Origin of the sequence: Moorena producens PAL-8-15-08-1 (assembly GCF_001767235.1) — a bacterium.
GTDB classification, from domain to species: domain Bacteria; phylum Cyanobacteriota; class Cyanobacteriia; order Cyanobacteriales; family Coleofasciculaceae; genus Moorena; species Moorena producens_A.
On sequence record NZ_CP017599.1, the window covers coordinates 380342 to 394250 of the forward strand.

11 protein-coding genes are annotated in these 13909 nt (G+C 45.3%); 5 read left to right on the plus strand and 6 right to left on the minus strand.

What is annotated here, in order from left to right; translation table 11 throughout:
* Positions 1-518: 518 nt before the first annotated feature.
* Entirely contained in the window at positions 519-1349 is an 831-nt protein-coding gene (locus BJP34_RS01570; RefSeq protein WP_070390815.1) for a photosystem II manganese-stabilizing polypeptide, read from the minus strand.
* Positions 1350-1661: 312 nt separating this feature from the next.
* Here BJP34_RS01570 and BJP34_RS01575 point away from each other — a divergent pair, with 312 nt between their 5' ends.
* The 3 genes from BJP34_RS01575 (at position 1662) to rdgB (ending at position 4587) form a co-directional block, all read left to right on the plus strand.
* Positions 1662-1991 carry a hypothetical protein gene (locus BJP34_RS01575; protein ID WP_070390816.1) on the plus strand — a complete coding sequence of 110 codons (330 nt, stop codon included), beginning with the start codon at positions 1662-1664 and terminating at the stop codon, positions 1989-1991.
* Between the two features lie 366 nt (positions 1992-2357).
* Positions 2358-3800, plus strand: coding sequence for a phosphoglucomutase/phosphomannomutase family protein (locus tag BJP34_RS01580; protein WP_070390817.1), 1443 nt, complete (start codon positions 2358-2360; stop codon positions 3798-3800).
* A gap of 172 nt (positions 3801-3972) precedes the next feature.
* Positions 3973-4587, plus strand: coding sequence for an RdgB/HAM1 family non-canonical purine NTP pyrophosphatase (gene rdgB, locus BJP34_RS01590; RefSeq protein ID WP_083304946.1), 615 nt, complete (start codon positions 3973-3975; stop codon positions 4585-4587).
* Between the two features lie 95 nt (positions 4588-4682).
* Here the strand turns inward: rdgB and BJP34_RS01595 are convergent, their stop codons facing one another.
* A complete protein-coding gene (locus tag BJP34_RS01595) occupies positions 4683-5021 on the minus strand; it encodes a P-II family nitrogen regulator (RefSeq protein WP_070390819.1) in 339 nt (112 codons plus the stop codon).
* A gap of 1207 nt (positions 5022-6228) precedes the next feature.
* On the opposite strand from BJP34_RS01595, the gene BJP34_RS01600 reads away from it, so the two are divergent.
* Both BJP34_RS01600 and BJP34_RS01605 read left to right on the plus strand, forming a co-directional pair.
* On the plus strand, positions 6229-9585 hold the full coding sequence (locus BJP34_RS01600) for a valine--tRNA ligase (protein ID WP_070390820.1): 3357 nt from the start codon (positions 6229-6231) through the stop codon (positions 9583-9585).
* 22 nt (positions 9586-9607) lie between these two features.
* Positions 9608-10075 (plus strand): hypothetical protein, encoded by a 468-nt coding sequence (locus BJP34_RS01605; RefSeq protein WP_070390821.1) that lies wholly within the window; start codon positions 9608-9610, stop codon positions 10073-10075.
* A 162-nt stretch (positions 10076-10237) separates the two neighbouring features.
* Here BJP34_RS01605 and BJP34_RS01610 read toward each other — a convergent pair whose 3' ends face one another.
* From BJP34_RS01610 to BJP34_RS01625, 4 genes are all read right to left on the minus strand, one after another.
* Positions 10238-10906 carry an HAS-barrel domain-containing protein gene (locus BJP34_RS01610; protein ID WP_070390822.1) on the minus strand — a complete coding sequence of 223 codons (669 nt, stop codon included), beginning with the start codon at positions 10904-10906 and terminating at the stop codon, positions 10238-10240.
* A 58-nt stretch (positions 10907-10964) separates the two neighbouring features.
* Positions 10965-11156 (minus strand): NAD(P)H dehydrogenase subunit NdhS, encoded by a 192-nt coding sequence (locus tag BJP34_RS01615; RefSeq protein WP_044493740.1) that lies wholly within the window; start codon positions 11154-11156, stop codon positions 10965-10967.
* A gap of 82 nt (positions 11157-11238) precedes the next feature.
* The gene (gene rodA, locus BJP34_RS01620) at positions 11239-12507 is read right to left on the minus strand and encodes a rod shape-determining protein RodA (RefSeq protein WP_070390823.1); all 1269 of its coding nucleotides are present in this window, start codon (positions 12505-12507) and stop codon (positions 11239-11241) included.
* A 213-nt stretch (positions 12508-12720) separates the two neighbouring features.
* On the minus strand, positions 12721-13785 hold the full coding sequence (locus tag BJP34_RS01625) for an Mrp/NBP35 family ATP-binding protein (RefSeq protein WP_070390824.1): 1065 nt from the start codon (positions 13783-13785) through the stop codon (positions 12721-12723).
* Positions 13786-13909: the final 124 nt, after the last annotated feature.

The window sequence follows — 13909 nt, forward strand, 5'->3', positions numbered from 1 at the left end:
AGATCACAAGTAGATATCAATCGGCTAGGATACCCCTAACTCATCCCAATTCTCCTGAATGGCTGCAACAAATTTTTTATCCCTTGTGCTAATGGGTCAGGTTGAATTGCTAATGGTTGTCGGATTACCGATTGATGTTTTCCCGGATCCAATCCCCGGACGATATTATGTTGCATCCCTTTTAGAGAAAGGGGCTCAGTTTTATTGGCGTGGGTTTATGCTGCAGTTTTGTTTGATAACATAGGTAACGAGGGTTAATCGAGTTTATTAATCTCCAAAAGCACCGCCTTGGTCATAGTTTCCTTACTTTAATTGTAGATTTACCATTAAGTTTCTTAAAACAGTAATTTCACCCTAATCCTGAATTATAAACGATGAAAGTTTATTAATAATACATACAGGATATCGAAAACGCCACATTTTTATCAAAAAAGGGGCATACGCCCCTTAGCAATTAACGTTTTTGCAAATTTTCCATTCTGGGAGTCAGTGGCTTCTAAGACTCAAATCAACGTCAGCTATGCTTGTTTTGGTTGAACGCGAGCGTAAAATATCCCCTGAACTTTCACTTCTTCTGGCTCATCAGCACCTAAGTCAGTATCTGAGGGTTGTTCACTTATGAATGTACCAGCAATTTCGCCACTCTCGCTATCTACTTGAGCTATGCGCAGCTCAATGGTGCCTTCGCCCACATCTGCGCTCTTAACATTGGCAAACTCTTGGCTATCCGCTTGAGATGGCAGAGCAACCGAATTATCATAACCACTAGCCAGACCTCGACCTTTGGGATCTAGGAAAACAGCACCCCGATAAGAGGGGACGTAGAAATCGCCATCAAAATCGGTGGAAGCATTGATACTCTCCAAACCAGGCTCAGTTGTGGCAATCAATTTTTTAATGGTGAACAGGAATGGGACTTGCTCACCTCCAGGCAACTGAATAGTGATGGGTTGGAAATCTATACCATCCTTTTCCAAAAACTTCAGACTACCATCTTCTTGAAAAACTAAGTCTCCTCGCACTTGAACCAAGCTAGAGGTATAACGGGTCAATAATTTGCCGGGAAGATATTCTGCCTCTTTGCGCTTAGTTCCTTCTTCCTTGACAAAGAAGGTGGTTGGCTGTACGCACATATCGACAATCTCATAGGACTGGTCGGGGTCTAGAGGAATAGCACCCCGAGTCATTTCTGACAGCTGTGGACAGTTATTCGCTAAACCAGTGTTTCTAATCTGGTCATAGGTAAGTCCTTCGATACTTTCCAAGCTGGCTACATCTGGAGAACAGGACGCTGTAAAAACCCCCAGACATAACGCCAGGAAGGCACAAATCAAAGCACGATACTTCATAGTCAATCTCAATCGTCAATAATCAGATCTAAAAATGTATGTTAGGTTGGTTCTGGAATTGGGTTGCTGGTGCAATAGGAGTTAAACAGCTGCTGCCCTCTAGGCATTGACCAGTATTATCCGCAATTCACACCACACCCATGTTATAAGTCGGGCTACACACAAACTATCGGGAAGCTTGTTATTTGGTTGAACTACTGCCATTTGGGCATAGGGCATGCAAAAATGGCACCGATTCCGTGAGCCTCAGCTGTTCTTTAGAGCATTGTACACGGGAAGAGCCGCCTTTACTGCGACAGTTAATTTGATGGAATGGATCGGGATAAAGATTTGGATTCAGAGCAATTACACCCTAAATTACTAGAGATTACCGCTGATATTCGTTCTTTGGCCAAGAATTACGAAGGGGATAACATAGCCCTGTTGGCTATACTCAGGGCTTTAGAGAAAGTCCATGGCGATATTCGAGACGAGTTATTTCAAGCCTCATTGCCGGATACTCGCCAGAAACTATATGATTTTCTAAAAGATATTGAAGAAAAGGGTGGTTGGCCTTACATTGAACGCATGAATCTAATCTCTGTACTGAATAAGCTGCCTGAGTCAGCCCGATCTAAGCAGGATATCAGCGACGACCACTAGGAAACTGTTGCCCAAGTCCTGGGATGATTGATAGAGATGCACGAACATAGCCACGAAGATAGCAAAGACGCCGGAACAAGAACAAGACATTACTATATCGCGCTTAGATTTAGGAAAAACCTTCTTTGTTCAGCAACTCATCGGTGAAGCGTCAATAGACCAACCTCAATGGTGGGTCGAATACACCCACTGGACAAAATCCCGAAAGAGTGACTTAAGTTAAGTAACTACTATCAGTACTACTAGATGACGACAAAATGGCGAGACAAGCCAGATCAGGCTTTGGCGGGTCAGCAAGACACTAACTCTTTCCAATGCTAGGATTTTGCCGTCAGAGTATTAAAATTTAAGTAACTATATACTACTATGGCGATTGCCGCAGATTCAATTAAATTTGGGACAGACGGCTGGCGAGGTATCATTGCCGCCGATTTTACCTTCGAACGCTTGGCAATAGTTGCCCCTATTGCTGCTCAAGTTCTGGCAGATGCTTATGGGGAAACCACGGGTAGCCAAACGATTATCGTAGGGTATGATCGACGCTTCATGGCAGAAGACTTTGCCAAAAAAACCGCAGAGGTGGTTCAAGCTGCTGGTTTTGATGTCTTACTCTCTAACAGTTATGCTCCTACACCAGCCTTTAGTTGGGCAGCCAAGTCCCAAAATGCTTTAGGAGCTTTGGTAATTACTGCTAGTCATAATCCTGGCAATTACCTAGGCTTAAAAGTGAAAGGAGCCTTTGGTGGATCAGTTCCTCTAGAAATAACTAAACAGATTGAAGCCAAACTTTCTCAAGCACCAGCTATCCCTAAGAAAGAGGGTAGTATAAAGACCTTTGACCCATGGTCAAGTTACTGTGATGCCTTAAGACAAAAGGTTGATATTGCCCTGATTCAACAGCTGATTAGTCAGGGGAAACTGACTGTATTTGCCCATGTTATGAATGGTGCAGCAGCAGGAGGCTTGAACAAGATTCTTGGGGTACCCATTATCGAAATTAAGGCCGAACGGGATCCATTATTTGGTGGCAAATCCCCAGAACCTTTACCCGGTTATCTGTCTGAGCTATTTGAAGCGCTCCAGAGTCACCACCGCGAACCGGGTGTTGAATTAGCGGTTGGGTTGGCATTTGATGGGGATAGCGATCGCATTGCAGCTGCTGATGGTCAGGGCAATTTCCTTAGCCCCCAAATCCTGATTCCCATCCTGATTGAACATCTAGCATCACGGCGTAACTTTAGTGGTGAAGTGGTCAAAACCCTTAGTGGTTCTGACCTAATTCCTAGAGTGGCAGCACTTTATAATTTGCCAGTTTATGAGACTGCCATCGGTTACAAGTATATTGCTGACCGGATGTTATCCACTCCTGCCTTGCTAGGGGGTGAGGAATCCGGAGGCATTGGCTATGGCAATCATATTCCTGAGCGAGATGCTTTATTATCAGCACTTTATATATTAGAAGCGATCGCTAAATCTGGAAAAGACTTAAGTGAACTCTACAAGAGTCTGCAAGAGCAAACTGGCTATGCTTCTGCCTATGACCGGATCGATTTACATCTATCGGGGATGGAAGTGCGATCGCGTATACAAGAACAATTACAAACTCAGCCTCTCCAAGAAATTAATGGTCAGGCAGTGGTGGATTGCCAAACCACCGATGGGTATAAATTCCGTTTAGCTAACGACAGCTGGTTGCTGATTCGTTTTAGTGGCACTGAACCCTTATTGCGACTCTACTGTGAAGCCGCTACCCTTGAACAGGTAACTCAAACCTTAAACTGGGCTAAAGATTGGGCCAGTAAGTTTTAGAGTTAAATTTGGGATTAATGTTGGATTTTGGATTGGCTAGTTTTGGTTGGGTTATTGAAAATCTGGGCTTTGGTGAGTAAGATCGCAATCGGGCATTAAACGCTGCTTGAGCTGTATCGAACTGACTCTGATTGCTAGTTAACCTTTCATCAAACAATCTGACATTGTTGCTTTGAGTAATCCAAAATCCCAACATCAAACCCCAAATTTGCTACCAAAATTGCTGGTTGTAGCTACAGGCAATCCTGGTAAGCTGCGGGAGATGCAGACATACCTAGATTCTTTGGACTGGGAATTGCAGTTAAAGCCACCAGAGCTAGAGATTGAAGAAACTGGGGATACATTTGCTGCCAATGCTTGTCTGAAGGCATCAACGGTAGCCCAGGCAACTGGGCAATGGGCAATTGCTGATGATTCCGGTTTGCAAGTAGATGCCCTAGATGGTGCTCCAGGGATTTATTCTGCACGCTATGGCAAAACCGACCAAGAGCGAATTGAGCGGCTACTGGGGGAGCTAGGTTTGGAAGTGAATCGGCAAGCCCAGTTTGTTTGTGTAGTGGCGATTGCCCGTCCAGATGGTGCGATCGCTTACCAAGCTGAAGGGATTTGTCGGGGGGAAATTTTGCCAGCTCCTCGGGGAACTGGTGGCTTTGGCTACGACCCAGTTTTTTTTGTTCCAGAGCAGGGGTTGACCTTTGCTGAGATGGAGCCTGAGATCAAGCGATCCTGCTCTCATCGTGGCAAGGCTTTTGAATTACTACTGCCTCAGTTGAAAGAGTTAGGTTAACTAGCGGTGGCTAAAACCCTCAACTCCCTATAAAAATCAACTGAGGCACGCTAACTCGGTAAACCGTGCCTCAGCTCCGTTGGTATATAGGGTATTTAGACGGCTTCTAGATTTCTTTCCCCAGTACGAATTCTGACCACGTCATCGACAGGGCTAATGAAAATTTTACCGTCGCCAATTTCACCGGTGCGAGCGGCAGCGATCACTTTCTCTACGACCATATCGACTTGATCGTCTTCTACGACAATTTCTACTTTAAGTTTTTGTAGGAATTCAACCGTGTACTCTGAACCGCGATAACGTTCAGTCTGACCTTTCTGGCGTCCAAAGCCTCGGACTTCAGAAACTGTCATTCCCACAATGCCAGCGTTGACTAGGGCGATTTTGACTTCGTCCAGCTTAAATGGCCGGATGATGGCTTCTACTTTTTTCAAGCTCCTAACTCCTCAGTTGTTCTGCTATTCATTTGTTATATGTTGACATCCTCACCGTCCTAGAAGAAAGGCGATTCCTAAACCTCACGATTTAGGTTTCTGCTTCAATGCAACAGCCTCCACCCTAACCGGGGTTTTATGGTCTTACGTTCGCTCCACAGACTATCCCCGCAAGTCCTGCGGTTCTCACGTGTCGAGTTTCAAGAAAAGTCTTGATGTAATGCGTGATTCGAGGGTTGGCCTTCCATTGCCCTGTCATCTTTTCCCGGTCTACCGATTTTGCTGCGCCGCCAGGTTACTGGACTTCGCTCGTATAGGCTGTCTGAATCCATCGTCTCGGGTGGGTCATTGACCATATTGATGGTAACATAAAGCCGTCCTATAAGGACGGGGTTTTTTTTTGATAAGCATGACACTTTATTTCACTGTGGATGTGAAAATTTTTATAAATGCTGATAGGTTGACACTCCCCGCTTTAAAAAGACGGGGATTCTTATATCTACGACCGGCCTTAAACCTCCGTGTCCAAATGGCAATATCTAAACCGAAATCCCGTCAAGACTAAGACTTTAGTTCAGTTCACGAAAGACCCAGCGGGCTAGTCTCCTTAAGCGTTCGGTTATTTTTTGAGAAGTGCCTTATGAAGTCCGTTTCTTCCCTGTTTCACCTGGTTCCGGCGTGCCCCGCCGTACCGTTGTTTTCTCAAAATGTGTCTTGCTGGGTTCACACACCAATTGTTAGTTGATGATTGGGTTTTTAAGGAGGACTTTCCCTACCCTCCGGGCATTACTACTTTCAGGTCAAACAATTGCGGGTCTCTCTCCCGGTTGTGCCTCGGTTTTTCAGCCTGTACCCTATACTCAGATTATACTATGGCGCTAAAGTTTTATCAACCTTTTGATAAAAGTTTTTTAGGCGACTAAACTCGCTAGTCACTTTCATCCCCGATAATCGCGATGCGGGGCTTTCAGTGTTGAGATTTCTAGTAACTCTCAAGTGTTGATCTCGATTGATCAACCGCGAAGACGACTCGCTTTTCTATACTTATCGATATATTAGCTGGACAGGTATTTGGTGACTCCCCACCAACTCATGCTCCCCTGCTTTTATGCCGCACGCATCCTTCCCGTATTTGCAGTTAATTCCCTTAACTATGCTTGAGCCTGTGGCAAAATTGAGGTAGGCCCATCTATTCACCATTCCCAGCATGACCGCAAGCACACCCACCCTGGCAACCAAATACGAACCGAAAACCACCGAAGCCAAGTGGCAACAATACTGGGAAGAAAACCAAGTCTTCAAAGCTGACCCCAATCACCAGGGTGAACCCTATTGCGTTGTTATCCCCCCACCTAACGTTACTGGGAAGTTGCACATGGGTCACGCCTTCGAGAGTGCTCTGATCGACACCCTCGTCCGTTACCACCGGATGACAGGACGCAATACCCTGTGGCTACCAGGAACTGACCACGCTAGTATTGCTGTACAAACCATTCTCGATAGACAGCTAGAAGCTGAAGGCAAAACCCGCTATGACTTGGGACGGGAAAAGTTTCTTGAACGGGCTTGGGAGTGGAAGGAAGAATCAGGTGGCACCATCGTTAACCAGCTGAGGCGTTTGGGGGTCTCGGTAGATTGGTCGCGGGAACGGTTCACGATGGATGAAGGCTTATCGAAAGCAGTAATTGAAGCCTTTGTCCAACTCTATGATCAGGGACTGATTTATCGGGGCGAATATATGGTCAACTGGTGTCCAGCCTCGGAGTCCGCTGTTTCAGATTTGGAAGTGGAAAATAAGGAAGTTGATGGGCATTTGTGGCATTTTCGATATCCCCTGACTGATAGCAATGGTTTTGTGGAAGTAGCTACCACTAGACCAGAAACTATGTTGGGAGATACGGCGGTTGCAGTTAATCCTAATGATGAACGCTACCAGGATTTAATTGGTAAAACTGTAACCTTGCCAATTATGGGACGAAAAATTCCGATTATTGCTGATGAGTTGGTTGATCCAGGGTTTGGCACCGGTTGCGTCAAGGTAACTCCAGCCCATGACCCTAATGACTTTCAAATGGGTCAGCGTCATAGTCTGCCATTCATTAATATCATGAATAAGAATGGCACGTTAAATCAAAAGGCTGGCTCTTTCCAAGGACAAGACCGGTTTGAAGCCCGGAAAAATGTGGTGAAGCAGCTGGAAGCAGAAGAAGTGTTGGTTAAGGTAGAGGACTACAAACATACGGTACCCTATAGCGATCGCGGAAAGGTTCCTGTTGAACCCCTAATCTCAACGCAATGGTTTGTCAAAATTCGCCCCCTAGCTGACAGAGCCCTAGAGTCTCTTGACCAGCACCATTCACCGGTATTTATCCCGGAACGCTGGACGAAGGTCTACCGAGATTGGCTGGTGAAATTAAAAGACTGGTGTATCTCCCGCCAACTCTGGTGGGGACACCAAATTCCGGCTTGGTATGTGGTGAGTGAAACCAATGGGACAATCACTAGCGAGACTCCGTTTATTGTGGCTCACCATGAAGCAGAGGCTAAGAAGAAAGCAATAGCAAAATTTGGAGAAAATGTCAAGCTAGAGCAAGACTCAGATGTGCTGGATACCTGGTTTTCTTCAGGATTGTGGCCATTCTCGACTATGGGGTGGCCTGAGGAGACTAAGGATTTGAAGACTTACTATCCGACTACCACCCTGGTAACAGGTTTTGACATCATTTTCTTCTGGGTTGCCCGCATGACCATGATGGCAGGACATTTTACGGGTAAAATGCCGTTTAAGAGTGTTTACATCCACGGGCTAGTGCGGGATGAAAACAATAAGAAAATGTCTAAGTCGGCTAACAATGGTATTGACCCGTTAATCCTGATTGACAAGTATGGTACGGATGCCGTGCGCTATACCTTGGTTCGGGAAGTGGCAGGTGCCGGTCAAGATATCCGATTAGAGTATAACCGCAAGACGGATGAGTCAGCTTCTGTAGAAGCATCCCGCAATTTTGCCAATAAACTGTGGAATGCAGCCCGGTTTGTAATGCTAAACCTTGATGGTAAGACTCCTGAAGAATTGGGTCAACCAAAAGTAGAGGCATTGGAATTATGCGATCGCTGGATTCTTTCCCGTTTTCATCAAGTGGTGCGTCAAACTAGGGCTTATCTAGATGCTTATGCCTTGGGAGAAGCGGCTAAGGGACTTTATGAGTTCATCTGGGGTGATTTTTGTGATTGGTACATTGAACTGGTAAAATCCAGACTGCGTCAGGATGCCAATTCTCCGTCGCGGGTTGTGGCACAGCAAACTCTAGCTTACGTTTTAGAGGGTATCCTCAAGCTACTCCATCCCTTCATGCCCCATATCACTGAAGAAATCTGGCACACCTTGACCCAAAAATCTGGGCAGGTGTTGGCGCTACAACCTTATCCTATAGAGTACCTAGATGGTCAAACTGGGGAAAAAGAACTACAGACAACGGACAGCGAACTGCTAACCGTTAATAAATTAACCGATAATCAAGGTGCGCTTTCCGATTACCCTGATGCCCAATCACCGAGGTCAGGAACATCGTTGTCTAAGGACAAGGAAATCTCTAACCAAACTGTAGCTGTATTGTCTAAACTGCCAGAACTTTCTAAGACGTTGTTCGAGGACTACAAACAACCGATAATCGCAGCAGGGTTGGTTGTGGGAGGAATTATTGCCCTCAATATCCTCACAGCCTTCGTGGGTGCGCTCAATCGCATTTCCTTACTCTCAACTAGCTTAGAACTGATTGGTCTAGGATATGCCATTTGGTTTGTTTCCCGTTATGTGCTCAAGGCTGAGAATCGTCAAGAGTTATCGGAAAAAATTCAATCCATCAAAGCAGAAATTGTTGGTAAAAAAGACACTCAGCAATCCTCGGAATTGAAGAAAATTGAGTCCAACATGGGGATGATTGATGGGAATATCAAACAGGGAGAAGATATTAAAGATATAGAAGATATCAAAGATATAGAAGAGGTGCAGGTTAAAATAGACCATGACCTTTCGTCAATAGGCAATACCCAATCTTCTATATCCCCAAGTTCTCTAATTGACTCAGAACTAGAGCAAAGGTTTGAGCTGCTGATCGGTACAATCCGTACTATCCGCAACCTCCGGGCTGAGGCAGAGATTAAACCAGGGGTGACCGCACCTGTTATTCTGCAAAGCAGCAACAGTGACGAATGTCAAATATTGGAGGCGGGTCTTGCCTATATCAAAGACTTAGGTAAAGTCAATCAATTAACCATCACTCCAGCCTTGGAGAAAGAGGTAAAGAATACCATGGCCGGTGTAGTCGGCACTGTCCAGGTGCTCATTCCCCTAACTGGTGTGGTGGATGTGGATGCTCTACGGGCTAAGTTAGAGAAGAATTTACGTAAAGTAGAGGCGGAAGTCAAATCCTTGTCTGGGCGTCTGGGTAATAAGAACTTTGTGAGTAAAGCTCCAGAAGCAGTGGTTAAGGGTGCTCAAGAGGCATTAGCTGAGGCTAAAAAGCAAGAGTCTATTTTACGCGATCGCTTAAATAGACTTTAGAAAGATTTCAATCAAACTGGTAATGCTACACCTAGCTCAAGTTCAAGACAATGATGATTTTGGCGGGCTGCAATTGCAACTACTTGCCCGCCAAAACTCTGATCAATTCTGGGAAGTCATTGAGCCAACACCTGTGGCGTTTACTAATTCCCAAGCTTTTAAAGAAGGTTGCTTAGTCTTAATCGATCTGGCTGAAACTCAACAGGTTATCACTATTCAATCTGCCACCGATTGGGTTTTAGATCTAGTCAAGAAGTATTTAATAGCTGAGGTTAAGTCTACCTTTTTAGAGGAAGAAATGAAACGGGCTGAACAATGGCGGCAAGAGCTAACCTTGAAAAGCCAAGGGTTAGATATCCGCGATTTAGAAGTAGAAGCACGTCGCGAAAAAATTGAAGCCTTAGCAGAAAACTTGAAATTGGAGAAGAAACAGCTGGAGCAAAAGGTAGCCCAATTGCAGGCTAAAATTGATCAAGCTGGTAATGAGTAAAGGGAATAGGGAATAGGGAATAGGGAATAGGGAATAGGGAAACAGAAATATGTATTAACCGTTACTTCGACTTTTATAACCAGGAAACTAAAAAAGTAATTTGTCAAGTAATTCGTAGTCATCCCCCATTATACCCGTGAGGGTTAACGGGGGATGACGATACTACCAATGAATTTGACTCAAAATATACCGCAAGCGGTCATAATCATCCTTAAGTAAGACACTCAAGGTTCGTCCGGCCTTGACTAACCAGTCGCGGTCAGTCTGACGAAGACGATAAACTTCCCTAATCACAGCTGCTGTCAGTGGGTCTACTGGGGCACCATTCACTTCCAAAAGTGTTCGCAAAAAATCCAACTGTTCACTAAAGTGAATAACCTCTGATGGTTCACACTGGTAGACAGGTTGATGAATTTGCGGTGGACGGGGTGGAAGATACTGATAGACTCGACCGTGATGGTTGCTAAAACCATTAACACCCTCTTCCGAAGACATAAACCCAACGATGGCAGCACGGAACTCAGTTTTGAGCATGGCAAAAATCTGAGGCTGCTGCTCACGTAATTCTGCCAGTGATAATCCTAAAGCTGTTGCTCGATGAACCGAGTCAATCGGGCTAGTGGTAGCATAATAAACTACAGCAAAAATTTGATTACCTGACTCATCATCTACAGATTTTACCCAGCTGCCAAAGGGAGGCATGACTGGAAAGCTTAGATCTTCTGGCTCTAAACATTGAGCGAGAAATTCTGTAGTTGCTGTTTCAATCACCTCAGCAAGGTGATGTTCTGAGCGATTGCTGGGGCTGAACTGGGGTAAGGGAAGGCGCATGGTTTAGCGATTAGTGATTAGTCATTAATTATTAATGTCTTTTATCTATGCCTGTAAACTAACCCTTTTTACCAATTTTTGGTTTCACCTCTTCGATTTCCGACAGCTGAAACGTCACTAATTTATCCCAGTTACCTCCTTCAAACAGCACAGCTGCTTTACCATCACTAACGCGCTGTACTAGACCTTCAAAGCGATAATAGGTATCGTCTACATTAATTACGCGAACTATAGAACCTGGAAAAATCATGAATGCCTCAAAACTTGGATTGCTTCTACTAGGATAGGAGCTAAGGGACTTATTAGTCATCCAGTATCTTACAACCCATCACTTATTGAAACTTCAATCGCTGTCGATAATTGGCCACTGCTTGGGCCAACCCTAGGCCAAGAAAGTTGCTTAGTAGGGCTGAACGACCGTAACTGAGTAAAGGTAGAGGAATTCCTGTGATGGGAGCTAAGCCAATAGTCATCCCAATGTTGATCACGGTTTGAAACACAATCATTGAGAGCACGCCAATTGTTACCAGAGAGCCAAAGTTGTCTTTCGCATTCTGAGCAATGAGCACCAAGCGTAGGCACAACCACCACAAGGCTAATAAAATACACAAGCAACCTACAAAGCCTAGTTCTTCACCAATGGCTGAGAAAATAAAGTCAGTATGCTGTTCCGGGATAAAGTGGAGTTGAGTTTGAGTTCCCTGGTTTAGTCCCCTTCCCCAAAGTTGACCAGCACCGATCCCAATCCGAGACTGAATTAGGTGATATCCTCCGCCGAGGGGGTCTAGATCGGGGTTCAAAAAGAGCGTTAATCGGTCTTTTTGATAGTCCTTCAACAGATTCCAGAAGACTTTTCCTAACGGTCCGACAACTAGGTTAACCACCAGGGTACCCAAGGCTCCTAACCAGCGCCAAGGGAGACTGAGGAAGGCAATCACTGTAATCACAGCAGACCAGGTATACCATGCAGGTAAAGATATACTGAACAAAATGGCTGACACCAGAGGGGAAATCAACAGAACCAACCAGCCGGGATTGGCATTTGCCCAGTAAAGCATACTCAAGGTAATTGCCCCAAACACCAAGGATGTTCCCAGATCAGGCTGCCCAAACACTAATGCCCAAGGTACTATAGTTACTGCTAAAGCTGCTATTACTGCTGGAATGGTAGTAGCGGGTCGTTTGTGCAAGATGGCAGCTAGAGTAATAATCAACCCGATCTTGGCAAATTCTGAGGGTTGAACATTAAACCCTCCAATCGTAACCCAACGCTGAGCACCCTTAGCACTGGCACCGATAATCATTACAGCAATTAAGGACAGATTGGTGATGGCGTAAATTACCCAATGCCATTGGACCAGGGATTGATAGCGCGATCGCGCAATGAATAGAGCGATGAACAGTCCAATACCACCAATCAGCAAGTGGGAGACCCAATAGTTTCCACCATTGTCGATGGCTGCAGAGCGAATCATCACTGCCCCAAAGATGGTTAGCCCCACAGTCAGGAATAACAGTTGCCAGTCTAAGTCCTGCCAGGGGGCCCACAACAGCCGCCAACGAATACTATTTCTAATTCTAAATTTATTAATTTGTACCATCAGTTATGAGGTATGAGCTAGAGCAAAGGGAACAGGGAATAGGGAATAGGGAATAGGGAACAGGGAGTAGGGAGTAGGGAGTAGGGAGCAGGGAAGAAAAATTATCACAATTTATTTAGGGTTCCTATATTAGCTATGAGCTATTAGGTATTAACCCTGATAAAATTGTTAATGGTGATTTTCCATTTTCTATTTTTGAGTGGCAAGCCTTTGTTAATTAGACAGGGCAGCAATGGAAACTTTGGCAGCAATCTGAGATGCGATCGCTACCAGTGCTTTAGCGGAGGCTGACTCTGGATTACCAACAGCGATGGGCAATCCTTGATCCCCTCCCTGGCGTAGGGAAATTTCTAGGGGAATACAACCGAGCAAGGGAATCCCTAGTTCTTTTGATGTTTTTTCACCTCCTCCAGAGCCAAACAGGTCATACTGACGGTCGGGCAAGTCTGGTGGAATAAAGTAACTCATATTTTCTACTATTCCCAACACCGGGACTCCCATTTGCTCAAACATTTTCAACCCTCGGCGGGAGTCTAACAGAGCCACATTTTGGGGTGTTGTCACAATTACGGCTCCTGCCATCGGTACTGCTTGGGCTAAGGTTAGCTGAGCATCCCCAGTTCCTGGTGGCATATCCACAATCAGATAGTCCAATTCACCCCACTCTACCTGATAGAGGAACTGGCGAATAATCCCATTTAACATCGGTCCGCGCCAAATCACTGGTTGGTCTGGATCAATTAGAAAGCCCATGGACACTAGCTTGACACCGTGGTTGAAGGCTGGCTCGATCACATCCCCCTGTTTTCCTTTCTGAACCATCACTTTAGCATCAGCTAATCCCAGCATAGCTGGAGCATTGGGACCATAGATATCAGCGTCTAGGAGACCGACTTTAGCCCCCAACTGAGCCAAAGCAACTGCCACATTTACCGCAACAGTACTCTTACCGACGCCCCCCTTACCACTGGAAATGGCTAAAATATTTTTTACGCCCTCAATACCAGTGCGGTCAGGCAAGGATTTTTGCTGAGGTGTTTCAGCGGTAACATCCACCACTACCTCTTCTACTCCCGATAGTTGTTTCACTGCCTTCTGGCAATCCTCTACAATAAATTCCCGCAACGGACAGGCTGGGGTGGTCAACACTAAGGTAAAACTGACTGTACCGTTGTCAACCTTGACATTGCGGATCATATTTAACTCCACTAAACTCTTCTGGAGTTCGGGGTCTTGTACCGGTCGTAATACGTCTAAAACTGAATTTGTATCAAGCATCACAGATTGGCGGGCATAGCGTTTGTGTTAGCTAAGGCCACGAGTTAGGGGCTACGGTTCGATTGTAGAGCTTTACTAGGCGCAGTGATTCCCAATTCGACTAAGAAAATAGACAATCGAGGCG